At 64.9% G+C, this 21,908-nt stretch carries 25 protein-coding genes; 22 read left to right on the forward strand and 3 right to left on the reverse strand.

Going from position 1 to position 21,908, the window contains the following annotated elements; translation table 11 throughout:
- Positions 1 to 32 precede the first annotated feature (32 nt).
- Genes JYJ39_RS04930 through JYJ39_RS04960 form a run of 7 tightly spaced genes read left to right on the forward strand, consistent with a single transcriptional unit; the run spans position 33 to position 6,308 of the window.
- The gene (locus JYJ39_RS04930; protein ID WP_205202555.1) at positions 33 to 1,523 is read left to right on the forward strand and encodes a sodium:solute symporter family protein; all 1,491 of its coding nucleotides are present in this window, start codon (positions 33 to 35) and stop codon (positions 1,521 to 1,523) included.
- A gap of 32 nt (positions 1,524 to 1,555) precedes the next feature.
- Positions 1,556 to 2,629, forward strand: coding sequence for a VanZ family protein (locus JYJ39_RS04935; protein ID WP_205202557.1), 1,074 nt, complete (start codon positions 1,556 to 1,558; stop codon positions 2,627 to 2,629).
- Positions 2,630 to 2,644: 15 nt separating this feature from the next.
- Positions 2,645 to 2,953 (forward strand): (2Fe-2S) ferredoxin domain-containing protein, encoded by a 309-nt coding sequence (locus tag JYJ39_RS04940; protein WP_205202559.1) that lies wholly within the window; start codon positions 2,645 to 2,647, stop codon positions 2,951 to 2,953.
- Complete coding sequence (locus JYJ39_RS04945; RefSeq protein ID WP_205202561.1) at positions 2,950 to 3,588, forward strand: alpha/beta hydrolase; 639 nt, start codon at positions 2,950 to 2,952, stop codon at positions 3,586 to 3,588. Before JYJ39_RS04940 ends, JYJ39_RS04945 begins: the two co-directional genes overlap by 4 nt.
- Positions 3,589 to 3,643: 55 nt before the next feature.
- Entirely contained in the window at positions 3,644 to 3,961 is a 318-nt protein-coding gene (gene cutA, locus JYJ39_RS04950) for a divalent-cation tolerance protein CutA (protein ID WP_205202563.1), read from the forward strand.
- Positions 3,958 to 5,739: a protein-disulfide reductase DsbD gene (gene dsbD, locus JYJ39_RS04955; RefSeq protein WP_205202565.1), complete on the forward strand. Its 1,782-nt coding sequence runs from the start codon at positions 3,958 to 3,960 to the stop codon at positions 5,737 to 5,739. Before cutA ends, dsbD begins: the two co-directional genes overlap by 4 nt.
- An 8-nt stretch (positions 5,740 to 5,747) precedes the next feature.
- Complete coding sequence (locus JYJ39_RS04960; protein WP_205202567.1) at positions 5,748 to 6,308, forward strand: methyltransferase family protein; 561 nt, start codon at positions 5,748 to 5,750, stop codon at positions 6,306 to 6,308.
- Positions 6,309 to 6,313: 5 nt separating this feature from the next.
- Here JYJ39_RS04960 and JYJ39_RS04965 read toward each other — a convergent pair whose 3' ends face one another.
- Positions 6,314 to 7,003 (reverse strand): phosphatase PAP2 family protein, encoded by a 690-nt coding sequence (locus tag JYJ39_RS04965; RefSeq protein ID WP_240189550.1) that lies wholly within the window; start codon positions 7,001 to 7,003, stop codon positions 6,314 to 6,316.
- Between the two features lie 270 nt (positions 7,004 to 7,273).
- Between JYJ39_RS04965 and JYJ39_RS04970 the strand changes: the two genes are divergently transcribed.
- The 15 genes from JYJ39_RS04970 to fabG are packed head-to-tail and all read left to right on the forward strand — an operon-like array spanning position 7,274 to position 19,911.
- Positions 7,274 to 7,531, forward strand: coding sequence for an acyl carrier protein (locus tag JYJ39_RS04970; RefSeq protein ID WP_205202569.1), 258 nt, complete (start codon positions 7,274 to 7,276; stop codon positions 7,529 to 7,531).
- A complete protein-coding gene (locus tag JYJ39_RS04975; RefSeq protein ID WP_205202571.1) occupies positions 7,528 to 8,775 on the forward strand; it encodes a beta-ketoacyl-[acyl-carrier-protein] synthase family protein in 1,248 nt (415 codons plus the stop codon). The genes JYJ39_RS04970 and JYJ39_RS04975 overlap by 4 nt, the downstream gene beginning before the upstream one ends.
- Before the next feature lie 15 nt (positions 8,776 to 8,790).
- Positions 8,791 to 9,075, forward strand: a complete 285-nt coding sequence (locus JYJ39_RS04980) for a phosphopantetheine-binding protein (RefSeq protein ID WP_205202573.1) — start codon at positions 8,791 to 8,793, stop codon at positions 9,073 to 9,075.
- Positions 9,075 to 9,731, forward strand: a complete 657-nt coding sequence (locus JYJ39_RS04985; protein WP_205202575.1) for a hypothetical protein — start codon at positions 9,075 to 9,077, stop codon at positions 9,729 to 9,731. The genes JYJ39_RS04980 and JYJ39_RS04985 overlap by 1 nt, the downstream gene beginning before the upstream one ends.
- A complete protein-coding gene (locus JYJ39_RS04990; RefSeq protein ID WP_205202577.1) occupies positions 9,728 to 11,101 on the forward strand; it encodes an AMP-binding protein in 1,374 nt (457 codons plus the stop codon). The genes JYJ39_RS04985 and JYJ39_RS04990 overlap by 4 nt, the downstream gene beginning before the upstream one ends.
- Positions 11,094 to 11,402: a 3-hydroxyacyl-ACP dehydratase FabZ family protein gene (locus JYJ39_RS04995; RefSeq protein ID WP_205202578.1), complete on the forward strand. Its 309-nt coding sequence runs from the start codon at positions 11,094 to 11,096 to the stop codon at positions 11,400 to 11,402. Before JYJ39_RS04990 ends, JYJ39_RS04995 begins: the two co-directional genes overlap by 8 nt.
- The gene (locus JYJ39_RS05000) at positions 11,399 to 12,298 is read left to right on the forward strand and encodes an acyl-CoA synthetase (protein ID WP_205202580.1); all 900 of its coding nucleotides are present in this window, start codon (positions 11,399 to 11,401) and stop codon (positions 12,296 to 12,298) included. Before JYJ39_RS04995 ends, JYJ39_RS05000 begins: the two co-directional genes overlap by 4 nt.
- Complete coding sequence (locus JYJ39_RS05005; protein ID WP_205202581.1) at positions 12,298 to 12,864, forward strand: outer membrane lipoprotein carrier protein LolA; 567 nt, start codon at positions 12,298 to 12,300, stop codon at positions 12,862 to 12,864. Before JYJ39_RS05000 ends, JYJ39_RS05005 begins: the two co-directional genes overlap by 1 nt.
- Positions 12,864 to 15,194 (forward strand): MMPL family transporter, encoded by a 2,331-nt coding sequence (locus JYJ39_RS05010; RefSeq protein ID WP_240189551.1) that lies wholly within the window; start codon positions 12,864 to 12,866, stop codon positions 15,192 to 15,194. The genes JYJ39_RS05005 and JYJ39_RS05010 overlap by 1 nt, the downstream gene beginning before the upstream one ends.
- A gap of 2 nt (positions 15,195 to 15,196) precedes the next feature.
- Positions 15,197 to 15,991 (forward strand): polysaccharide deacetylase family protein, encoded by a 795-nt coding sequence (locus JYJ39_RS05015; RefSeq protein ID WP_205202585.1) that lies wholly within the window; start codon positions 15,197 to 15,199, stop codon positions 15,989 to 15,991.
- Entirely contained in the window at positions 15,988 to 16,734 is a 747-nt protein-coding gene (locus tag JYJ39_RS05020; RefSeq protein WP_205202587.1) for a class I SAM-dependent methyltransferase, read from the forward strand. Before JYJ39_RS05015 ends, JYJ39_RS05020 begins: the two co-directional genes overlap by 4 nt.
- 9 nt (positions 16,735 to 16,743) lie before the next feature.
- On the forward strand, positions 16,744 to 17,931 hold the full coding sequence (locus JYJ39_RS05025; RefSeq protein ID WP_205202590.1) for a beta-ketoacyl-[acyl-carrier-protein] synthase family protein: 1,188 nt from the start codon (positions 16,744 to 16,746) through the stop codon (positions 17,929 to 17,931).
- Between the two features lie 14 nt (positions 17,932 to 17,945).
- On the forward strand, positions 17,946 to 18,755 hold the full coding sequence (locus JYJ39_RS05030; protein ID WP_205202592.1) for a beta-ketoacyl synthase chain length factor: 810 nt from the start codon (positions 17,946 to 17,948) through the stop codon (positions 18,753 to 18,755).
- On the forward strand, positions 18,749 to 19,195 hold the full coding sequence (locus JYJ39_RS05035) for a hotdog family protein (protein WP_205202594.1): 447 nt from the start codon (positions 18,749 to 18,751) through the stop codon (positions 19,193 to 19,195). The genes JYJ39_RS05030 and JYJ39_RS05035 overlap by 7 nt, the downstream gene beginning before the upstream one ends.
- Positions 19,192 to 19,911: a 3-oxoacyl-ACP reductase FabG gene (fabG, locus tag JYJ39_RS05040; protein WP_205202596.1), complete on the forward strand. Its 720-nt coding sequence runs from the start codon at positions 19,192 to 19,194 to the stop codon at positions 19,909 to 19,911. The genes JYJ39_RS05035 and fabG overlap by 4 nt, the downstream gene beginning before the upstream one ends.
- A gap of 24 nt (positions 19,912 to 19,935) precedes the next feature.
- Here the strand turns inward: fabG and JYJ39_RS05045 are convergent, their stop codons facing one another.
- Complete coding sequence (locus tag JYJ39_RS05045; protein ID WP_205202598.1) at positions 19,936 to 21,135, reverse strand: cation:proton antiporter; 1,200 nt, start codon at positions 21,133 to 21,135, stop codon at positions 19,936 to 19,938.
- 8 nt (positions 21,136 to 21,143) lie between these two features.
- A complete protein-coding gene (locus tag JYJ39_RS05050; protein ID WP_205202600.1) occupies positions 21,144 to 21,893 on the reverse strand; it encodes a glycosyltransferase family 2 protein in 750 nt (249 codons plus the stop codon).
- Positions 21,894 to 21,908: the final 15 nt, after the last annotated feature.

A 21,908-nucleotide genomic window follows, 5' to 3' on the forward strand; every position in this document is an offset into this window, starting at 1 on the left:
TTTCAACCCCTTGCGGCTTTTTGCCTCGTGCCATGCTGATCTGGTTCGTCGTCATTTATCTGGTTGTTTCGATCGGCATCGGCCTGCTGGCCGCCACACGCGTTCACACCACCAAGGATTTCGCTGTTGCCGGCCGTCATTTGCCGCTACCGGTCGTCACGGCCACGGTATTTGCCACCTGGTTTGGCGCCGAGGCGATTTTCGGGGTGTCGTCCACCTTCGTCCAGGAAGGGTTGCGCGGTGTCGTGGCTGATCCGTTTGGCGCGGCGCTGTGCCTGATTCTTGGCGGCATTTTTTTCTCGCGCAAGCTGTACAAGCTCAATGTGCTGACGCTGGGCGATTATTTCCGCCTGCGTTACAACCGGACGGTCGAAGTGCTGGCCACGCTGTGCATCGTGCTGGCCTATCTGGGCTGGGTGGCGGCGCAGATCAAGGCGTTGGGGCTCATTTTCAACGTTGTCACTGATGGCGCGGTCAGCCAGGAAATGGGCATGATCATCGGCGCGCTGGTGGTGCTGACCTACACCACGCTGGGGGGCATGCTGTCGGTGGCTATTCTGGATTTCGTCCAGATGGGCATCATCATTGGCGGCATGTTGTTCATCGCCTGGCTGATTTCCGGGCAGACCGGCGGGGTCATGCCGGTGATCGAGCATGCGGCGGCGGCAGGCAAGCTGCAGTTCTTCCCCGAACCCGACTTGTGGCAGTGGGTCGGTTTTCTCGGCGCCGGCATGACCATGATGCTGGGTTCCATTCCGCAGCAGGACGTGTTCCAGCGCATCACCTCGGCGCGCACAGCCAGGATCGCCCTGTGGGGTTCCATCATCGGTGGGTCGATCTATTTCGTCTTCACTTTCGTGCCGATGTTCATTGCCTACTCGGCCACCCTGATCGATCCCACGCTCTACGGCGATCTGATGGCGCTGGATTCGCAACTGGTGCTGCCAACGCTGGTGCTGCAACAGACGCCGGTGTTTGCCCAGGCCATTTTCTTCGGCTCGGTTCTGGCGGCGATCATGAGTTGCTCTTCCGCCACGCTGCTGGCGCCGTCGGTGGCGTTTGCCGAGAACATCGTGCGCGGCTTCTTTCCGAGCATGGGTGATCGGGAATTCCTGCGCCTGATGCGGGTGACCATCGTCTGCTTCACTTTCGGGGTGCTGCTGTTTGCGCTCAATTCGGAATCAAGCATCTTCCATATGGTGGAGAACGCGTACCGGGTCACCCTGGCCGGTGCTTTCGTGCCGCTGGTGGTCGGTGCGTTCTGGGCCCGGGCGACAACGCAGGGCGCCCTGGCGGCGTGCATCGGCGGCGTGACTACCTGGATTCTGGTGGAGGTGCTGATTGGCGACGACGGTCTGGTGCCGCCGCAGTTGATCGGTCTGATCGTCAGCTTCATCGGCATGCTGCTGGGTTCCCTGCTGCCGCAGTGGGTCGGTCGCGCCGGGAGCGAGCCGGATGCTCATGCCGCGCTGCATCATCGTGCCGCTGCCGAAACCCATCACACGCCCGCCTCCCATCACTGACCTGAGGCCGGCTTTCCTCGTACAATCGGGCGATGCCTGTTTCCGGAAACCGCCCCATCGTGCTTGCCCGCTATCTGGCGCTGGCCTGGTGTGCGCTGATCGTCTACGCCAGCCTGCACCCGTTCAGTGGCTGGCGCAGCACCGGCATTTCTCCCTGGGGTTTTCTCCCGGCGGCCTGGCCACGCTACTGGACCGGCTTCGATCTGGTGGCCAACGTGGCCGTCTATCTGCCGCTGGGGTTTTTTTTATGTCTGGGGCTGCGTTCCTTACGCGGACGGATCACCGCATTTGTGCTGGCGACCTTGTGTGGCGCACTCCTCAGTCTGTCCCTGGAAACGCTGCAGAACTGGTTGCCCAGTCGCGTTCCGTCCAATCTTGACCTCGCCTGCAACACGCTGGGCGCGGCCCTGGGGGCGCTGCTGGGCCAGATCGTCGCGCCGCGCAGCCTGATCCGCCTGGAAAATGCAGCGCAACATCTGTTGTCGCCAATGCCGCACAGCGAACTGGGTCTGACCTTGCTGGGCTTATGGATGATGGTGCCGCTGTCGCCGGAAATCCTTCTGTTCGGAGCCGGTGATCTGCGCCAGCGCCTTGCCGTGACACCTCCCCTGCCGTTCACCGTCGAGCATTTCTCAGTCATCGAGGCCGGCGTCACCGCCTGTAACGCGCTGGCGGTTGGTCTGCTGTTGCGCTGCCTGTTGCTGCGCTGGTGGCTGGCTTATTTGCTGGTGCCGCTCTTCCTGGCCATTGGCCTGACAGTGCGTACGCTGGCTGCTGCAGTGCTCGTTAGCCCGGGTGAAGCCATGCTGTGGCTGACGCCGGGTGCCCAGCTCGGGCTGCAGATCAGTGGCGTGGCGCTGCTGCTGACCTTGTGGCTACCGACCCGCGGTGCTGCCGTGCTTGCTCTGGTTGCCTTGCTGGCGGGAACTGCGCTGGTCAACCTGGCGCCCTTCAATCCCTATTCACAGGCGGCTCTGGCCACCTGGCAGCAAGGACACTTCCTCAATTTCAATGGCCTGACCCGCCTGGTTGCCAGCCTGTGGCCGTTGCTGGCGCTGCCTTTCCTGGTGCTGGTGCCAGCACGCAACGGCTACCGTTCCACGTGAAACAAGGAGATCATCATGAGTTACTTCAAGCACCATGTTTTCGTCTGCACCAACCAGCGCGACAACGGCGAGCCCTGCTGTCATGCGCGCGGTGGCAGTGACGCCTTTGCCTATGCCAAGGAGCGCATCGCTCAGATGCAGCTGAATGGTCCCGGCGGGGTGCGCATCAACAAGGCCGGCTGCCTCGGGCGTTGTGACGCAGGCCCGGTACTGGTCGTGTATCCGGAAGAAACCTGGTACGGCTATGTCGATAACGAAGATATCGAGGAAATCGTGCAGGAGCACCTCGTGCACGGCCGTGTGGTGGAGCGCCTGAAAGTATGAAAATTCACGAAGAAAAACTCGCGGTTGCCGGCCCGGTCGGTAACATCGAAGTCCTGATGGAGCGCCCCGATGCGCCGCGCGGTATTGCTCTGGTGGCGCATCCGCATCCTTTTGGTGGGGGCGCCAATACCAATAAGGTCGCACATACACTGGCCAAGACTTTTGTTGCTCTGGGCTATGCCGCTTTCCGGCCAAACTTCCGCGGCGTCGGCGCGACTGAAGGCACGCATGACGAGGGCCGGGGCGAAACGGAAGATCTTCTGGCCGTACTGCATAACGCACAGCTGCGGTGTGGCGACATTCCCGTCGTGCTGGCCGGTTTTTCCTTCGGTGCCTATTGCCAGACGCGCGTGGCCCGGCGGCTGGCCGATGCCGGCCGGCCAGCGCAGCGTCTGGTGCTGGTCGGGACCGCGGCGGGTTTCGTCGAAGGTCTGCGTCAGTACGATACCGAATCGGTGCCGCACGACACCATCGTCATTCATGGTTCGGCCGATACCACCGTGCCACTGGCCAATGTACTGGCTTGGGCGGAAACGAATGATCTACCGGTCACCGTTGTGCCGGGGGCAGATCATTTTTTCCACCGCCGTCTGCATCAGATCCGCGACATCATTACCCGCGCCTGGCGGCACTGAGTACGGTCACACACGGGCAACCAATGGCCAGGGGCTGCGATAGTAGAATCAACCGATGGACCACTGCCTCGTTCTCACCAACTGTCCCGATGCTGGCGTTGCGCGCGCCATTGCCCGAACCCTGCTCAGTGAGCGGTTGGCGGCTTGCGTCACTATTCAGGCCCCGGCTACTTCGCTCTACCACTGGCGGGGGGCGCTGGAGGAGGCGACCGAGGTTCCCCTGCTGATCAAGACCCGCACTGCCTGCTATCCGGCGCTGCAGCAGCGGATTGTCGAGCTGCATCCCTACAGCGTGCCGGAAGTCATTGCCCTGCCCATCACCCACGGTCTGCCAGCCTATCTGGACTGGTTGACGGAAGAAACCTCGTCATGAACCTGCTGCTGCCTGCCCTTTTGCGCGTATTTCTGCTGTTTTCACTGTGTTTTGGCGCGAGCGTCACTGCCCAGGAATTCTTGGACCCGCTGGTTGCCTTCAAACCTACTCTGCGGGCGCTCGATGGGCAGACGGTGGAAGTGCGCTACGAGATTGCCAAGGGCTATTACCTGTACCGCGACAAGTTCCGTGTCCATGCCGCCGACCCGGCGCAGGATCTGGGACCATTGCAGCTGCCGCCGGGCAAGGAAAAGGACGATGACACCTTCGGGCGCACCGAGGTGTACTACAAGGAAGTGGTATTCCGTCTGCCCGTGGAGCGCAGCAGTTCCGGCCCGCTTGATCTGACGCTCGATCTGCAGTCGCAGGGTTGTGCCGATGCCGGTATCTGTTACCCACCGCAGACGCAGACGCTTGGCGTGCAACTGCCCGACCCGGCGACTACCCCCGCCGCCCCGCCGCTGGGCACCCCGTCTGCCGGTAGCGGCGATGAAAGCGGGCAGATTGCCGAGCTGCTGAAAAACGCCAGCCTGTGGACCAGCCTCGCCCTCTTTTTCGTCGCCGGCCTCGGGCTATCACTGACCCCCTGCGTTTTCCCGATGATCCCGATTCTCTCCGGCATCATTGCTGGCCAGGGGCGGCACGCGACCAAGATGCGCGGCTTCGCCCTGTCGCTCGCTTACGTTCTGGGGATGGCGCTCACCTATGCTGCGGTCGGCATCGCCGCCGGTCTGAGCGGCACGCTGTTGTCCGCCGCTTTGCAGAATGCCTGGGTGCTGGGGGCGTTCTCCCTGATTTTCGTTGTGCTGTCGCTGTCGATGTTCGGTCTCTACGACTTGCAGTTGCCGGTTGCCTTGCAGAGCAAGCTGGCGCATGAATCCGGGCAGCTCAAGGGCGGCAGTTTTGCCGGCGTGTTCCTGATGGGGGCGCTGTCTTCGGTGATCGTCGGCCCCTGTGTCGCGGCGCCGCTGGCGGGTGCCCTGCTCTACATCGGCCAGAGCGGCGATGCCGTGTTCGGAGGCGTTGCCCTGTTCGTCATGGCGCTGGGCATGGGGGCGCCGCTGATCGCCGTCGGTATCGCCGGAGGGTCGCTGCTGCCGAAGGCGGGCGCGTGGATGGACAACGTCAAGAAAACCTTTGGCGTGCTGTTGCTGGCTACCGCCCTGTGGCTGGTTTCGCCGGTGATTTCCGATTTCGCGGCGATGCTCGGCTGGGCCATGTTGTTCAGCATTTCCGCCATCTATCTGCACGCCATCGATCCCCTGCCGGTCAATGCCAAGGGCTGGCAGCGGTTCTGGAAGGGCATCGGCCTGCTCATGCTGCTCACCGGGGCGGCGCTCCTGATCGGCGCTCTGGCGGGCAACCGCGATCCGCTGCAGCCACTGGCCGGCCTGCGGGGTAGCGCCAATGCCGCTGAAAACACGGCCCTGCCCTTCACGCCGGTGCGCTCCGTCGCTGAGCTTGAAGCTCGGCTGGCGAATAGCGATCGCCCGGTGATGCTCGATTTCTACGCCGACTGGTGTGTCTCGTGCAAGGAAATGGAGAAATTCACCTTCAGTGATCCCGCCGTTCGTGGCGTTCTGGCCGGCTTCACCTTGCTCAAGGCCGACGTCACCGCCAATAACGATGATGACAAGGCATTGCTGGCGCGCTTCAAGCTTTTCGGCCCGCCCGGGATCATCTTTTTCGATACCCGCGGTCAGGAAATCAGTGGCCAGCGCGTAGTCGGCTATCAGGATGCCGAGCGCTTCAGCGCGACCTTACGCCAGGTGCTCTGAGTCTGGCCATGCCGTACTTCGGTAGCCACGACCTGATCGCTTTCCTCCTGCTATCGGGCCTGCTTGTCGCCGTCTCGCACAAGCCGTTGCGGCGCCCCGGCAGTCACGGCTTTTATCGTTATTTCGCCTGGCAGACCATGCTCGTGCTGATCTTCCTCAACCGGCCGGAGTGGGGCGAGCATCCGGAAACCCTGCACCAGCAGGTCGCCACCGTGCTGCAGATCAGCAGCCTGGTGCTGCTGCTGGCGGCCTTGAGCGGTTTGCTGCCGGCTTATGGCGGCAAACGGCGTGTCGATGCCACGCTGTACGAATTCGAGAAAACCAGCCGGCTGGTCAGCAGCGGGGTGTTCCGCTACATCCGCCATCCCATGTACGCATCGTTGCTGGCGCTGACCTGGGCGGTGTTTTGCCAGGATCCTTCCTGGCCCGGTCTGGCCCTGGCTGGTCTGGCCACGGCGCTGCTGGTGCGGACCACCCTGGCCGACGAGGCTGAATGCCTGGCGTATTTCGGCGAGGAATACCGCCGCTACATGCAACGGACCCGGCGTTACCTGCCCTTCCTGCTCTGACCTGCCTACAGCAGTGGCCGGCACTGCGTGCGTTGCAGCTGGCGCAGGGAGCCAAAAGCAAACAGCAGGCCGAGCAGCAAACCGGCGATGACGTCGAGCAGCACATGCTGCCGCGTCGCCAGGGTCGACCAGACGATGGCCAGTGCCAGCAGCCAGTTTGCCCCGCGCAGCCAGAGCGGAGCACGTACCTGCCACAGCACGCGGCCGAGCCAGAGGGCGGCAAAGACTGCCGAGGCGACATGCAGCGAGGGGCAGGCATTGCCGCCGCCGTCGATATTCTTGATCAAGGCCATCTGCGGGTAGGCCGACCAGTCCAGTCCTGCCGGCGGGACCGCTGTCGGCAATAGCCAGAAAATCGCCAGGCCAGACAGGCACAGGGCCGCCATCCAGCCACCAAAACAGAGCAGCGCCCGTAAATTGCCGAGAAAGGCAGGCGGCAGGGAGACATAAATCCAGAGTGAGGCGTACACCGGAAACGCCAGTGGGGTGAAGGCTACCCAATGATCCAGTGCCAGCTGTGGCATGACCCAGGCTGGGCGCAAAGGGTGCGCCAGCACGGAAAAATAGGCCCAGAAAAACAGACCCATGAATGCCATGGTGCCGAGTGCCTTCAGCCACATGAGCAGGCAGGCACGGCACAGTAATTGCCGCCACCAGGGCAACAGGTCAACGGTGGGTGAAATCTGCAGGCGCATGGAGGCTGGAAAAAAGAAGAGGCTGCATGGTAGCAAAGGAAACCCCGGCGGGAACTGCAGATCCTGGATTATCTGGTGACGCTGGCATGATGCCGGCCGAATTCAGGGGGCAGAAGCGAGCTCTGGCGGATGCCGGCTTGCCGGCGGCCCAGCCACGGCAGCACCGCTACGGACGAAAATACGCCTGCGGCAGATGAATGAAACATGGCAGGGAGTACAAAAGCGGCTATTTCTTTGAAAAACAGATGCCATTGGCTAAAATCGCCCCCCATGAAAGCGATAGAACTGATCCGCGAATTTCTCCACGAGCGCCTTGCCGCCGACCCCGCTGCCGTTGTTCCGGAAGCGGTACTGGTCGATCTGGGTGTCGACTCCCTGATGATGCTCGAATTGATGTTTGAGTTTGAGGATCGCTTTGCCATCAAGCTCGAATCCGACCTGAAGGCACCACAGACAGTGGGCGAACTCGCCACGCTGATGGAAGCGTTGATCGCCCAGCAGACAGCCAGTCCAGACGGCGCCACATGATGCGGCGGGTTGCCATTACCGGCCTGGGGCTGGTCAGTCCCTATGCGCCGGGCGAAGGGCTGGATGATTTCTTTCATCGGCTCTGTGCTGGCGAGTCGGCGGTACGGCATCTGCTGACCGACGATCAGCCGCGGCCCCTGAACATGCCGTTTGTCAGTTGCCCGGATTTCGATCCGGATATGGCTTTGGGCAAGCCGCTGGCGTCGATGATGGATCGTTTTGCCCAGCTCGGCATGGCCGCAGCTTTTTCCGCCTGGGACGATGCGGGCCTGAGTCGCCAGTCCGGCGAAGAAAATCGCGACAGCTGGGGGTGTTCCTGGGGCACGGCGCTCGGTGGCACGCTGGCTTACGAAAAGGGTTACCGCGAGTTGTGGCAGAAGGGGCGCGAGCGCCTGTCGCCGCTGGCCGTGGTGCTCGGCATGAATAACGCCGCCAATGCCCATATCTCGATCCAGCTTGGCCTGGGCGGGGTAAGCATGAGCCATACGGTGGCCTGCGCCTCGTCGGCGGTGGCCATTGGTGAGGCCTTCCGCCGGGTGCGCTCGGGTGAGGCGCAGGTAATGCTGACCGGCGGTTCGGATGTGCCGCAGGCGTATGGCGTGGCCCGCGCCTGGGAGGCCTTGCGCGTGCTGGCGCCGGGCAATGCGGAAACCTCCGCGCAGGCGTGCCGCCCATTTTCTTCCGAGCGCCGGGGTCTGGTGCTCGGCGAGGGCGGGGCGGCCCTGGTCCTGGAAGAGTGGGAACATGCCGTTGCCCGTGGTGCCCGCATCTATGGCGAAATCGCCGGTTATGGCACCAGTTGCGATCACAGCCACCTGGTCAAGCCGGAAGCCGCCGGGCAGGTGCGTGCCTTGCGCGCGGCGCTGGCCGATGCCGGGCTGACCGTTGCCGATGTCGATTACGTCAATGCGCATGGCACGGCCACCGCCGAAGGCGACCCGGTTGAAATCGAGGCGCTGCGGCAGGTGTTTGGCACGCATGCCGCCACGCTTGCCGTCAGTGCCAGCAAATCCATGCATGGTCACTTGCTTGGTGCCGCGGGTGCCATCGAGGCCATCGTCACCGTCCTGGCTCTGCGCCAGCAAATTGCCCCGCCCACGGCACACCTTGATGCCCTCGATCCGGCCTGCGCCGGGGTCGAGCATCTGACTCAGGCCAGAGCCCGACCGTTGCGTGCGGCCCTTTCGAATTCCTTTGCCTTTGGTGGCAGCAACGCCGTTCTCGCCTTGCGCGCCGCCTCCTGATCTCACGGATTGCCCATGTCTACTGCTCCCACGCCGGAAACCGTTGCTGCCTTGCTGCCGGAAGTCGCCCAGCTGATCGTCGAAGCGCTCAATCTCGAAGTGACGGCAGACGAAATCCAGCCCGACGCGCCGCTTTTTGGCGACGGCCTCGGGCTGGATTCCATCGATGTGCTGGAAATCGCCCTGGTCATCTCCAAGCGTTACGGTTTCCAGCTGCGCTCGGACAACGCCGACAACACCCGTATCTTTGCTTCCCTGCGCGCGTTGACGGCACACATTGCCAGCCAGCGCACGCAGTAATGCCGAGTCGCCAGACTAAATTCTGGCGCGGTCTGGCCGTGCTGCTGCTGTGCGCGGCCTGGGCCGTGGCTGCGCATTACGCCAGCGCCGGACACGGCCCGGCCGATTTCAATACGGCCCTGGGCTGTCTGCCGCTGGTGTTCATCGCGGCCGTGGTGGCGCGGCCGCTGAGCTGGTTCTGGCGCGGCCTGATTGGGGGCGGTCTCGGTGCCCTGCTGTTCCTGCTCTGGCCGCATTTGCGTCAGGATGTCGCCTGGCTCTACTACCTGCAGCATCTGGGGATGCATCTGGGCCTGTCCTGGCTTTTCGGACGCAGCCTGTTCACGCCCGGGGATGCGCTCATCACCCGCATTGCCCGGCAATTGCACAGCGCGCCGCTATCGCCCCGGCACGAGCGCTACACGCGCCAGGTGACGGCCGCCTGGAGCATTTTTCTCGCGTGCAATGCGCTGCTGTCCACCCTGCTCTTCTTCTTGGCGCCGCGCGAGATCTGGTCAGTACATGCCAATTTACTGACCTGGCCGCTGATTGCCCTCTTCTTCCTCGGCGAACTGCTGCTGCGTCGCCGGGTACTGTTGCCGGAAGACCGTTCCGGCCTGGTCGCCTCGATCCGCGCCTATCGCGGCATGCAATCCGGTAATCGCAGCGGCTCATGAATTCAGCCTGCCGCCTGCCGCTGTTCAGCAGCGACGACCTTGATCTCCCTGTGGCCTGGCGTGACGAAGGCGGGCGGGCGGTGTCGCGCAGCCGCCGCCGCCTGCTGGCGGAGGCTGCCCTGCTGGCGGAAAAGATGTCGCCGCACCTGGCGCCGGGGGCGGGAATCGTCAATTTATGCAACGACCGTTACCACTTTGCGCTCGGTTTCGTGGCGGGTCTGTTGCTCGATGCTGTGAGCCTGCAGCCGGCATCGCATGCGCATGAAACACTCGCCGAAATTGCAGCCGATTACCCGGGTAGCCTGTGTCTGCGCGATGGCGACGACAGCGCGTTGCCGCCGGCGTTGCGTGACTTCCCGCTGCCCGACCTCAGTCTGGCGCAGCCGGACGGAATCACTCAGCAGCCGGAAATTCCCGTCGACCGGGTGGTGGCCATTCTGTTTACTTCCGGTTCCACCGGCCGGCCGCAGGCGCAGCGCAAGACCTGGGGCAAGCTGGTCGCCAACGTAGAGGCCGGTGCCCAGGCGCTGGGCTTGGCGCACATGCCGCAGCACATCGTGGCGACGGTGCCGGCACAGCACAGCTACGGTTTCGAGTCGAGCTTCTTGCCCGCCTTGCAGGCCGCCTCGCCGTTCTGGGCGGGCAAGCCCTTCTATCCGCAGGACATCACCGCTGCGCTGGCCGCTGTACCCCGGCCCCGTTTGCTGGTGACGACACCGTTTCATCTGGCAACCTTGCTCGATGCCGGCATCGATATTCCGGCGCTTGACGGCATCGTGTCCGCTACCGCGCCGTTGGCGCCAGAGCTGGCGGCCCGTGCCGAGGCCGCGCTGGGCGCACCGTTGCTGGAAATTTACGGGTCGACGGAAAGCGGCCAGCTGGCCAGCCGCCGCCCGACACAGGATACGGCGTGGACCTTGCTGGCGGGGGTGCGGCTGGAAGATGCCGCCGGCCAGATTCTGGCCAGCGGTCGTCATGTCGAAGGGCGGGTGCCGCTTGGTGACCGGATCGAACGGCTGGCGGATGGGCGTTTCGAGCTGCTGGGGCGGCATGCGGACATAATCAACGTGGCGGGCAAGCGTACGTCGCTGGCGTGGCTCAATCACCAGATCAGTGCCATTCCCGGAGTGCGCGACGCAGCGTTCTACCTGCCGGCTGGGCGCCCCGGACAGCATGTCGTGCGTCTGGCGGCTTTCGTCGTTGCGCCCGGGCTGTCGTCGCAGGGTCTGCTGGCGGCGCTGCGCCAGCGCATTGATGCCGTTTTCCTGCCCCGTCCATTGCGCCTGCTCGACGTTTTGCCGCGCAACAGCACCGGCAAGCTTACCCAGCAGGCGCTGGAAACCCTTTACCAGCAGGCCATGCATGAGTGAGCAGGCGTACCACCACATCTGGCAGGTGCCCGTCGATCACCCTGCCTTTGCCGGACACTTTCCGGGGCGCCCGATCGTGCCGGGCGTGCTCATCCTCGATCAGGCAATACTATGTGCACAGCGTATGCGGCCGGCGTGCGGCTGGCAGATCGTGCACAGCAAGTTCCTGCGCCCGGTCGGTCCCGGGGCGCAGCTGCAATTCACACTGACGCCCGGTGAGCGCGGGGATGTTGCCTTTGCCGTCGAGGCGGACGGACATACCGTCGCCAGTGGCAAACTGCAGGCGGTTGCCGCGCCATGAGTGGTAAAGCCGTCTGGCGTACGCAGCGCGAACGCAGCAACCTGCCCACCTTGCGTCTCATGGTCTGGATTTCGCTGACCTGCGGACGGCGCGTGAGTCGTCTGGTGCTCTATGGCATTGCCCTGTATTTCACCCTGTTTGCGCCGCGCGCGCGCCGTGCCAGCCGTCCTTACCTGCAGCGGGCGCTGGGGCGGGCTCCGGGCTGGCGCGATCATTTCCAGCACATCCTCAGCTTTGCCAGCACCATCCACGACCGGGTCTATTTTCTCAATGGCCGTGCCGACCTGTTCGAGATCGAGGTGCAGGGCGCCGAGGCGCTGCTTGCGGCGCTGGCCGAGCAGCCGGGTGCCCTGTTGATCGGGGCCCATCTGGGCAGTTTCGAAGCGCTGCGGGCGCTGGGCCGGCAGCGCGCCGGGCTGGAGGTGACGATGCTGATGCATGCCGACAACGCACGCAAGATCGGCCAGGTCCTGGCGGCCATCAACCCGCAGGCGCAAGAAGACATCCTGTCGCTGGGCCAGCCGGATTCCATGCTGGCGGCCCGCGATCGTCTGGATGCCGGGCATCTGGTCGGCATGCTGGCCGACCGTGGTCTGGGTGACGATCCCAGCCATCTCGCCTCCTTTCTTGGTCAGCCGGCGGCGTTCCCGCTCGGGCCGTGGAAAGTTGCCGCCCTGCTGCGTCGGCCGGTGTTTTTCATGGCGGCGCTGTATCTTGGCGGGCGGCGTTATCGCATCCATCTCGAGCCGCTGGCCGATTTTTCCCGGGTGGCGCCTGCCGAACGCGAAGCGGCCATGCATGCCGCCATCGAACGTTACGCCGAGCGACTGAGCCAGCACTGCCGGCAGACGCCCTACAATTGGTTCAATTTTTACGATTTCTGGAAAACTTCCTGATGCGCCGTGCCCTGCTGTGTTGTCTTTTTGCCTGCCTTGCCCCGTTGCCGGCGGCGGCTTTCGATCTGGGCGATCTGATGCGCCATCTGGTCGCCCATCCGGGTGGCAAGGCGCGGTTTGTCGAAACCAAACACCTGGCCGTACTCGATCAGCCGCTGGTGGCACGCGGCGAGATGACTTACACCCCGCCCGGCCGCCTGGAGAAACGGACGCTGTCGCCAAAGCAGGAAACCCTGTTGCTGGAGGGCAACCGCCTCAGCCTGCAGCGGGATCGTCAGACGCTCAGTATCGATCTGGCCAGCCAACCCCAGGCGCTGGCGTTCATCGACAGCATTCGCGGCATCCTCGCTGGCAACCGGCAGGCGCTGGAACAGAATTACAGCCTGCACCTTGCCGGCCGGCTGGACCAATGGACGCTGACCCTGCTGCCGCGCGACATGAAAATTGCCGAATTGGTGCTGCGCATCACGGTGCAGGGCTCGCGCGGGCAGCTGCGGGCCATTGAATATCTGCAGGCCGATGGTGATCGCACCGAATTGCGCATCGAGCCGAGCGGAGGGCAGTGATGCGGCCGGCCCTGAAAAGTGCCCTGATCTGGCTGGCCGCGATGGCTGTCGGGCTGTGGCTGATTTACAGCCAGGCGCGCTTCAACGCCGACATGAGCTTTTTCCTGCCCAGCGAGCCGACGCCGGAGCAGCAGGTACTGGTTGACCAGATCCGCGAAGGTGCGGTGACCCGCCTGCTCATGGCCGCTATCAGCGGCGGTGATGCGCAGCGCCGTGCCGCCTTGTCGCAGGCCCTGCGCCAGCAGTTGTTGCAGACGGAGCATTTCATCTCGGTGGAGAACGGGGTGCAGGAAAGTCTGGACCGCGACCGTGACCTGTTGCTGGCGCACCGCTATGTCCTCAGCCCGGCAGTAACGCCGGAACGCTTTACCGAGGCGGGCCTGCGTGCGGCCATCACGGACAGCGTCGATTTCTTGCTGTCGCCACTGGGCGCCCTGTTCAAGCCCTACCTGACGCGCGATCCAACCGGCGAATTGCCGACCTTGATCCGTCAGCTCAACGCCAGCGCCCAGCCGGCCAGCCGCCACGGTGTGTGGGTCTCGCCAGACGGCGAGCGGGCCGTGCTGCTGGCGCAGACGCGGGCGCTGGGTTCCGATACCGATGGTCAGGAAGCTGCGCTGAATGCGTTCAACGCAGCATTTGCGGCGCTATCCCCGCGTTTTGGCGACGATTTCCGCCTGACTTTGTCCGGGCCGGGCAAGTTTGCCGTCGATGCGCGGGCCACCATCAAGGACGACATCCAGCGCCTGACCCTGATCAGCATGTTGGCCATCTTTGCCGTGCTGTTCACCGTTTACCGCTCGGCCCGCCTGATCCTGCTCAGCCTGCTGCCCATTCTCAGCGGCGTTGTGGCGGGGGTGCTGGCAGTGGCCCTGGCTTATGGCACGGTGTTCGGTATTACCGTGGGGTTTGGTGCCGCCCTGATCGGTGAGGCGGTCGATTATTCCACCTATTATTTCGTGCAGTCCGGCCGCAGCGGTGTGGCGGCGTGGCGGCATCGATTCTGGCCGACGGTGCGTCTCGGCGTGCTGACCTCCGTCTTTGGTTTCGCGGCATTGCTGTTTTCCGGTTTCCCGGGGCTGGCACAGCTGGGTCTGTATTCGATTGCCGGCGTTGTTGCCGCCGCCCTGGTGGCCCGCTACACCTTGCCGGATCTGGCCGGCCCCCTGCCCGGTCGTCTGGCTGAACGGCCACCGCTGGCCCTGAACTGGATCTGCGCCCTGCCGCGTGCGCGCTGGCCGATGCTGGTGCTGGCGCTGGTCGCGCTGACCTATATCGTCGTCGAGCGGCAGACGTTGTGGCAGGCCGACATTTCTGCCCTGAGTACGGTCAGTACGGCGGATGCTCGGGCCGATGGTGAACTGCGCAGCGATCTGGGAACCGCCGATTCGCGCTATTTCGTGGTGGTGCGAGCGGCCGATCAGGAAAGCGTGCTGCAGGCGGCCGAGCAGGCGGCGGCCCGCCTTGAGCCGCTGGTGGCGGATGGCACCCTGGCGGGCTACGACTCACCAACACGTTTCCTGCCCAGCCAGGCGACCCAGGCGGCCCGCCGCGCCGCCCTGCCGGAACCGGGCGAACTGGCCCGGCGACTGCAGGATGCCAGCGAGGGTTTGCCGCTATCGGCCGCGCGCCTGCAGGCGTTCATCGACGATGTGGCGGCGGCCCGTGTGGCTCCCGTCCTGACACGCGAGGCCCTGGCTGGCAGCCATCTGGAACTGGCGGTCAGCGCCCTGACCCTGCACAACGAGCATGGCTGGAGCGTGCTGCTGCCGCTGCATCCGGCTGCGGGGGGTGACCTGAGCATTCCGGTGGCGCGGGTGCAGGCGGCGCTGGCCGGCAGCGATGCCCTGTTCATCGACATGAAGGGCGAGTTCGATGCGCTCTACGCCAGCTATCTGGATGAAGCCATCCTGCTTTCCCTGGCCGGTGTGGCGGCGGTGCTTCTGACGCTGGCCGTGGTCCTGCGGCAACCGCGCCGCTTCGTGACCGTCACCTTGCCGCTGGTGCTGGCCGTGCTGTTCGTGGTCGCCGGTCTGCATCTGGCGGGGCAGGCGTTGCATCTGCTGCATCTGATCGGTTTGTTGCTGATTGTCGCTGTGGGCTCGAATTACTCCCTGTTCTTCGATCTGGCCGAAGATGGGCGGCATGATCCCGGCACCCTCAACTCGACCCTGATCGCCACCCTGACAACGGCCATCGGCTTTGGCACCCTGGCCCTGTCACAGGTGCCGGTGCTGCAGGCGATCGGGGTCACGGTCGGTCCGGGGGCATTGATCGTTTTCCTGCTGTCGGCGATGTTCGCGCCGCGCCGCATCAGTCAGGGCTGCTGACCATGTCGCGGCGCTGGCAACCGACTCCCACGCTGTACGCCACCTTTGCCGTACATGGCGCGGCGGCGGCCGGGCTGCTGGCCGCGCCGCAGCACTGGCCGGGCTGGCTGGCTGCGCTGGCTGCCAACCATGCTGTGCTGACGACGGCCGGCTTGTTGCCGCGCTCGACCCTGCTCGGCCCCAATCTGACCCGCTTGCCCGCGGGCTGTACGGATGCCGTGGCGCTGACCATCGACGATGGGCCAGACCCCGAAGTGACGCCGCAGGTGCTCGATCTGCTCGATGCCGCGGGCGCCCGCGCCACTTTTTTCTGCATCGGTCGCCGGGCGCGCGAAAATCCGGCGCTATGCCGGGAAATCGTGGCGCGTGGCCACCGTGTCGAGAATCACGGCGACGCGCATGCCAAGACTCTCGCTTTCTTCGGCCCGGCACGCTTGCGTACCGATATTGCCGCTGCCCAGGCTTGCCTGGCCGACATCAGCGGTCAGTTGCCCCGCTTTTTCCGGGCGACGGCCGGTCTGCGCAACCCCTTTCTGGAGCCGGTGCTGGCCGAGCTGGACCTGCACCTGGCGGCCTGGACTCGGCGTCCGTACGATACCCGCTGTGGTGATGCCAACATTGTCCTCGCCCGGCTGAGCAAAAATCTGGGCGCCGGGGACATCCTGCTCATGCACGATGGCAACGCCGCGCGTGGCAGCAGCGGGCGTGCCGTCATCCTCGACACCCTGCCCGCACTTCTTGATCTTTTACACCAGCAGGGCCTGACCACGGTCACCCTGCACGCCGCCTGTTCATGACACCACAAAAATTTCTGCCTTTACTGCTCGATGAAGCCAGCCAGCCCTTTCGTGCGGCCGGCCGCTTTGCTTACCACTACACCCGCGGCAAGCTGTCTTCCGACAGCATCTTCCGCGAACTGCTGCGCCGCGGCATCCTGCCGCCGGGTGGGCGCTACCTTGATCTCGGCTGTGGTCAGGGCAGCCTGTTTTCCTGTCTGCTGGCGGCCCGCCGCTTGCACCAGCGTGGCTGCTGGCCGGATGACTGGCCGCCGCCGCCCGCCCCGACGCAGCTGCGCGGGGTCGAACTGATGCAGAAAGACGTCGACCGTGCCGCCCTGGCCTTCGGTAGCAATCATCCTGAGCTGTGCATCGAACAGGGCGACATGAATGACGTCGATTTCGGCAAGGTGGATGTGGTCACCATTCTCGATGCCCTGCATTACTTCGACCATGCCCACCAGGAGCAGGTACTGACGCGTATCCGCGATGCGCTCAATCCCGGTGGCCTGTTCCTCACCCGTGTGGGCGATGCGGCGGCTGGCCTGCCCTTCCATCTGTGCAATCTGGTGGATCGGGTGGTGACCTTCGTGCGCGGCCACCGTCTGCCGCAACTCTATTGCCGGTCGCTGCAGGAGTGGGTTGCCCTGTTGCAGCGCCTGGGTTTCGAAGTCGAGACGGCGCCGATGAACGAAGGCAAGCCCTTTGCCAACATCATGCTGGTCTGCCGCCTGCCGGACGGCCAGGCCAAGACCCTCTGCTAGAATCCGGGCATGTTTTCTCCCTGCCAAATCACTGCCAGTACGCTCACCACCTGCCTCGGCCACGGCCGCGCTGCCAACTGGCAAGCCCTGCGGGCGGGACAGAGCGGACTCGCCCCCTGTGCCTTCGAGACGGTGCAGCTTGCCACCTGGATCGGCGAGGTCGCCGGTGTCGATGCAATCACCCTGGCTGAACCACTCGCCCGTTACGACTGCCGCAATAATCGCCTGACCCAGCTGGGGCTGCTCGGCGATGGTTTTGCTGCTGCCGTGCTGGCGGCACGTGAGCGTTATGGCCCGGAGCGGGTCGGTGTCTTTCTCGGCACCAGTACCGCGGGCATCCTGCAGACGGAGCTGGCCTATCGTCAGCGCGACCCGGAGAGCGGTGCGCTGCCGGCGGAATTCAACTACCGCGATACGCACAACTCGTTTTCTCTGGCCGCCTTTACCCGCGATTATTTCGCGCTGAGTGGCCCGGCGCTGGCGATTTCAACGGCCTGCTCATCGAGCGCCAAGGTCTTTGCCGCCGCCGCCCGTCAACTCGCCGTTGGTACGATTGATGCGGCGGTGGTGGGAGGGGTGGATAGCCTGTGCCTGACCACGTTGTACGGCTTTGCCTCGCTGCAGCTGACCTCGGCGCAGCCCTGCCAACCTTACGATGCGGCGCGCAACGGGATTTCGATTGGCGAAGCGGCGGCCTTCGCGCTGCTCGAACGGCCTTCTGCCGGCAACGGAGAAGGGGTGCGCCTGCTTGGTGTGGGCGAATCGAGTGATGCCTATCACATGTCGGCGCCACATCCGGAAGGGCGCGGCGCCCGTCAGGCGATGCTGGCTGCCCTCGCCGCTGCGGGCCTGCCGCCGGCGGCAATCGATTACATCAACCTGCACGGCACGGCTACGCCAGCCAACGATGCCGCCGAGGGATGCGCGGTTGCCGCCGTCTTCGGCCCGCATACCCCGTGCAGCTCGACCAAAGGGGCCACCGGCCACACCCTGGGGGCGGCCGGTGCGGTGGAGGCCGTCATTTGCGCCATGGCGCTGGAATCCTCCTTCCTGCCCGGTAGTCCGGGGACGCAGACACTCGATCCTGCCATCGCGCTCAACTACCTGCGTCACGGTCAGCCGGCCGCAGCCCGCACGGTCCTGAGCAATTCCTTCGGTTTTGGCGGCAGCAACTGCAGCCTGATTCTCGCTGTCTGAGGCCTTTCTTCGCCATGACGACTCCCCTGCCTTCCCTTGCCGCCTGGATTGACGGCGTCGCCCTGATCGCGCCCGGTCTGCCCGACTGGTCGCTGGCGCGTGCGGTGCTACGCGGTGAGCAGCCGTATCAGCCGGCACCCAGCGAGTTACCGGCCCCGAGTGTGCTGCCGCCCGCCGAGCGCCGGCGGGCCAGCCGTGTGGTCAAGCTGGCGCTTGCTCTGGGGCTGGCCGCCTGTGCCGATGCCCAGGTCGATGCTGCCACCCTGGCCACCGTGTTTACCGCTTCCGGGGCCGATGGTCACAACTGCCACGCCCTGTGTGAGCAGCTGGCGGGTGATGACCGGCAGATCTCGCCCACCCGGTTTCATAACTCCGTGCATAACGCGGCCGCCGGCTACTGGGGCATTGCCACGGGCGCCACCGCGCCCTGCCAGGTCATTGCCGGCTTCGATGCGAGTTTCGGTGCCGGCTTGCTGGATGCGCTGGCGCAGGTTGTTACCGGGCAGGTGCCGGTACTGCTGATTGCCTATGACAGTGAATATCCGCAGCCGCTGCACGCCAAACGTGACACGCCCGATTGCGCCGGCGTGGCCTTGCTGCTGAGTCCGCAGCGGGGGGCGCGCAGTCAGGCGCGGTTGCAGCTGGCGCCGACCGGAGAGGCGGCGCAAACCTGCACCGTGCCGGCCCTGGAAAACCTGCGCCGGCAGATCCCCGCCTTGCGCGCCCTGCCCCTGTTGCAACAACTGGCAGCGCAGCGCAGTGGCCGTTGCGTGCTCGATTATCTGCCGCCCATGCAGCTGGCGGCCGAGCTAACTGCATGCTAGACCGCGTCGCCATCGCCGCCAGGATTCCGCATCAGGGCAGCATGTGTCTGCTCGATGCCGTGCTGGCCTGGGATAGCGGGCAGATTCACTGTCGGGCCAGCAGCCACCGGCAGCCGGACAATCCCCTGCGTGCGGCGGAGCGGCTGGGGGCGGCCTGCGGCATTGAATATGCGGCACAGGCGATGGCCGTACATGGTGTCCTGCTGGCGCCTGAAGGCGCGCCGCCCCGCCCCGGTTACCTCGCCAGCGTGCGCAGCGTGCAGCTGGCCGTGGACCGGCTGGACGATCTGCCGCAGGATCTCGACATCGTTGCCGAGCGTCTGTCCGGCGACGAACACAACATCCTTTATCACTTTCGTGTCGAACATGCCGGCGACCTGCTTCTCAGCGGGCGGGCAGCCGTCATGCTCGTCGCCCAACCGGAATCCAGCCCAGCATGAAACGCGCACTCATTACCGGCGCCAGTGGTGGCATTGGTGCTGCCATCGGCCGCCGTCTGGCAGACGATGGTTTTCACGTGATCCTGCATGCCAACCGGAATCCCGCCCCGGCCGAGGGACTGGTCGAGGAAATCCGTGCCGCCGGCGGCCAGGCCGAGGTGGTCGTGTTCGATCTCACTGACCGCGCCGGGACAGCGCAAGCTATCGCCGGCTTGCTTGAGCAGGGGGCAATCCAGGTGCTGGTGAACAATGCCGGCATTCATGACGACGCTGTCTTTCCCGGCATGCAGCCGCAGCAGTGGGACCGTGTGCTTGATGTTTCCCTCAACGGTTTCTTCAATGTCACCCAGCCCTTGACGCTACCCATGCTGCGCACGCGCTGGGGACGCATCATCACCCTATCGTCGGTTGCCGCCGTGACCGGCAATCGCGGCCAGGTGAATTATTCCGCCGCCAAGGGGGCGCTGCACGCGGCCAGTAAATCGTTGGCCCTGGAACTGGCCAGTCGGGGGGTGACCGTCAATGTCGTCGCCCCAGGGATCATCGAAACCGCCATGAGCGCCGACCATTTCGACACCGCCAGCATCCGGCAGATGGTGCCGATGCAGCGCGCCGGCACCGCCGCAGAGGTGGCGGCGCTGGTGGCCTTCCTGGCGTCCGACGCGGCCGGCTACATCACCGGCCAGGTGATCTCGATCAACGGCGGCATGGCCTGAGGCGCTGCCGGCGCCGGGAAATGTTCAGGAAATCCGGCCCTGCAGTGCCGACTGACCGACCAGCCGGCGGCTGACCCGGGGTACGGTGAGCATGGTGCTGGCCACCGCCATCAGCAGGAGCGCGGTGAAGGTATCGCTGGTGATGATGGCGCGGTCGAGCAGCACGTTGGCGAAGATGATCATGATCAGCGCCTTGGTCTGCAGCAGCCAGCCGATGATGCTGGCCTCGCCGGCACCCCAGCCCAGGATGCGGCCGGCCAGACGCACGCCGAGCAATTTGCCGGCGACCGAGGCGAACAGGAACAAGGCGGCAGCGGCAAACACCGTGAAGCCGGCAACGTTCCATTCGGTGCGCAGGCCGGTGGACAGGAAAAATACCGGCATCAGTGCCAGCAGCACGTAATGGCGCAGCAGGTCCATCCGCTCCTGGTTGAACCAGCGCGCTTCCAGTACAGCGCCGGCGAGGAAAGCCCCCACCATGCTGTGCAGGCCGGCCCAGTCGGCGGCAAAGCTGCAGATCGGCAGCCAGATCAGGGCCAGATACCAGCGATCGGTTTCCGCTACCCGCTGCATCAGGCGGCGGAACAGCCAGGCGGCACTGGCGAAGAGGACGAGGAACAGGGCCTGCCGGCCGACTCGCCCCCAGTCGAGGAGGATCAGCGCCAGTATCGCCCAGATGGCGATGTCGTCCAGGCTGGCATAGCGCAGGATGCGCTGGCCGATCGGCTGGCGCAGGATCTCCAGCTTTTCCATGAGCAGGATGAGAATGGGCAGGGCCGTCACGGCACAGGCCATGCCGATGCCGAGTATGAACTGCCAGTTGCTGCCTTGTTCCCCCAGCCAGCCGGGGGTGGTGAGTAGCAGGGCCGCCGCCACGGCGCCGAAGCAGAACGGCACGCCGAGTGCCAGTCCGGCCGTGATCGTGCTTTCGCGCCGGTGCGCCCAGGCGGCACCCAGGTCCAGTTCGACGCCGGCAATCATCACGAACAGCATCACGGCCCACCAGGCAATGCCGTTGAGCGACTGGATCACGGCGGGAGTAAACAGGAAGTCGTAATAGGCCGGATAAAGCTGTCCCAGAACCCCCGGGCCGAGCAGGATGCCGGCAATGATCTGCACCACCACCAGTGGCGCGTAGTAGTCACAGCCGCTCAAACGCCAGAATAGCCAGGGCAGCGCGAAAATCAGGCTCATCGCCAGCAGGTAGAGTTCGCTCGTTGGCATGTCGGGCCTCAGGTACGCCAGCGGCGCAGCAGCAGTAGCGGCAGACGCCCAAGAAAGCCGAGAAAGAGGCGCGTGTGCATCCAGGTGAGCAGGATGTTGTCGCGCAGGTAGCGGAAATGCGATACCCCGCCTTCCTCCGCACTCAGGTAGCGTACCGGCGCATCCTTGTTGATCGGCTGCACCCCGGCCCAGCACAGGCGTACCACGGCTTCCGGATCGAAATCGAAGCGCCGCATCCAGCGCCGGCCCCGCATGATGCGCATCAGCGGAGCAATCGGATAGACGCGGAAACCGTACAGCGAGTCGCCGATTCCCATCCACAGGGTTTCGAAATTGGCCCAGCCATTCGACACCTTGCGCCCATTGACCCGCAGTGCCGGGGCTTCCGGCCCGAATACCGGTTTGCCGAGGATCATCGCCGCCGGCGCCGCCTGCGATGCGGCCATGAAATCGGGAATCAGCGCGGCCGGGTGTTGCCCATCGGCATCCATGGTCAGGACGTGGGTGAAGCCAGCCGCTGCTGCCGCCTCCAGACCGGTGAGCACGGCGGCGCCCTTGCCGCTGTTACGGGGCAGGACGATCAGATGCAGGCCCGGATCGCTCGCCGCCAACTCCTGCAGCGAGGCCGTGCTGCCATCGTTGCTGCCGTCATCGACCACCCACACCACCGGCCACTGCGCACGGGCGGCCTGTACCGTGGCCAGAACGGCGGGACCGGGGTTGTAACTGGGAATGAGGACGAGGTGGGTGGCGGACATGGCGGGCGGCAAAGA

It is taken from the genome of Azonexus hydrophilus (assembly GCF_905120355.1).
Classification (GTDB): domain Bacteria; phylum Pseudomonadota; class Gammaproteobacteria; order Burkholderiales; family Rhodocyclaceae; genus Azonexus.

Coding starts and splice junctions, on each gene's coding strand:
- JYJ39_RS04930 (WP_205202555.1), top strand. CDS start 33: ATGCTGATCTGGTTCGTCGTCATTTATCTGGTTGTTTCGATCGGCATC.
- JYJ39_RS04935 (WP_205202557.1), top strand. CDS start 1,556: ATGCCTGTTTCCGGAAACCGCCCCATCGTGCTTGCCCGCTATCTGGCG.
- JYJ39_RS04940 (WP_205202559.1), top strand. CDS start 2,645: ATGAGTTACTTCAAGCACCATGTTTTCGTCTGCACCAACCAGCGCGAC.
- JYJ39_RS04945 (WP_205202561.1), top strand. CDS start 2,950: ATGAAAATTCACGAAGAAAAACTCGCGGTTGCCGGCCCGGTCGGTAAC.
- cutA (WP_205202563.1), top strand. CDS start 3,644: ATGGACCACTGCCTCGTTCTCACCAACTGTCCCGATGCTGGCGTTGCG.
- dsbD (WP_205202565.1), top strand. CDS start 3,958: ATGAACCTGCTGCTGCCTGCCCTTTTGCGCGTATTTCTGCTGTTTTCA.
- JYJ39_RS04960 (WP_205202567.1), top strand. CDS start 5,748: ATGCCGTACTTCGGTAGCCACGACCTGATCGCTTTCCTCCTGCTATCG.
- JYJ39_RS04965 (WP_240189550.1), bottom strand. CDS start 7,003: ATGCGCCTGCAGATTTCACCCACCGTTGACCTGTTGCCCTGGTGGCGG.
- JYJ39_RS04970 (WP_205202569.1), top strand. CDS start 7,274: ATGAAAGCGATAGAACTGATCCGCGAATTTCTCCACGAGCGCCTTGCC.
- JYJ39_RS04975 (WP_205202571.1), top strand. CDS start 7,528: ATGATGCGGCGGGTTGCCATTACCGGCCTGGGGCTGGTCAGTCCCTAT.
- JYJ39_RS04980 (WP_205202573.1), top strand. CDS start 8,791: ATGTCTACTGCTCCCACGCCGGAAACCGTTGCTGCCTTGCTGCCGGAA.
- JYJ39_RS04985 (WP_205202575.1), top strand. CDS start 9,075: ATGCCGAGTCGCCAGACTAAATTCTGGCGCGGTCTGGCCGTGCTGCTG.
- JYJ39_RS04990 (WP_205202577.1), top strand. CDS start 9,728: ATGAATTCAGCCTGCCGCCTGCCGCTGTTCAGCAGCGACGACCTTGAT.
- JYJ39_RS04995 (WP_205202578.1), top strand. CDS start 11,094: ATGAGTGAGCAGGCGTACCACCACATCTGGCAGGTGCCCGTCGATCAC.
- JYJ39_RS05000 (WP_205202580.1), top strand. CDS start 11,399: ATGAGTGGTAAAGCCGTCTGGCGTACGCAGCGCGAACGCAGCAACCTG.
- JYJ39_RS05005 (WP_205202581.1), top strand. CDS start 12,298: ATGCGCCGTGCCCTGCTGTGTTGTCTTTTTGCCTGCCTTGCCCCGTTG.
- JYJ39_RS05010 (WP_240189551.1), top strand. CDS start 12,864: ATGCGGCCGGCCCTGAAAAGTGCCCTGATCTGGCTGGCCGCGATGGCT.
- JYJ39_RS05015 (WP_205202585.1), top strand. CDS start 15,197: ATGTCGCGGCGCTGGCAACCGACTCCCACGCTGTACGCCACCTTTGCC.
- JYJ39_RS05020 (WP_205202587.1), top strand. CDS start 15,988: ATGACACCACAAAAATTTCTGCCTTTACTGCTCGATGAAGCCAGCCAG.
- JYJ39_RS05025 (WP_205202590.1), top strand. CDS start 16,744: ATGTTTTCTCCCTGCCAAATCACTGCCAGTACGCTCACCACCTGCCTC.
- JYJ39_RS05030 (WP_205202592.1), top strand. CDS start 17,946: ATGACGACTCCCCTGCCTTCCCTTGCCGCCTGGATTGACGGCGTCGCC.
- JYJ39_RS05035 (WP_205202594.1), top strand. CDS start 18,749: ATGCTAGACCGCGTCGCCATCGCCGCCAGGATTCCGCATCAGGGCAGC.
- fabG (WP_205202596.1), top strand. CDS start 19,192: ATGAAACGCGCACTCATTACCGGCGCCAGTGGTGGCATTGGTGCTGCC.
- JYJ39_RS05045 (WP_205202598.1), bottom strand. CDS start 21,135: ATGCCAACGAGCGAACTCTACCTGCTGGCGATGAGCCTGATTTTCGCG.
- JYJ39_RS05050 (WP_205202600.1), bottom strand. CDS start 21,893: ATGTCCGCCACCCACCTCGTCCTCATTCCCAGTTACAACCCCGGTCCC.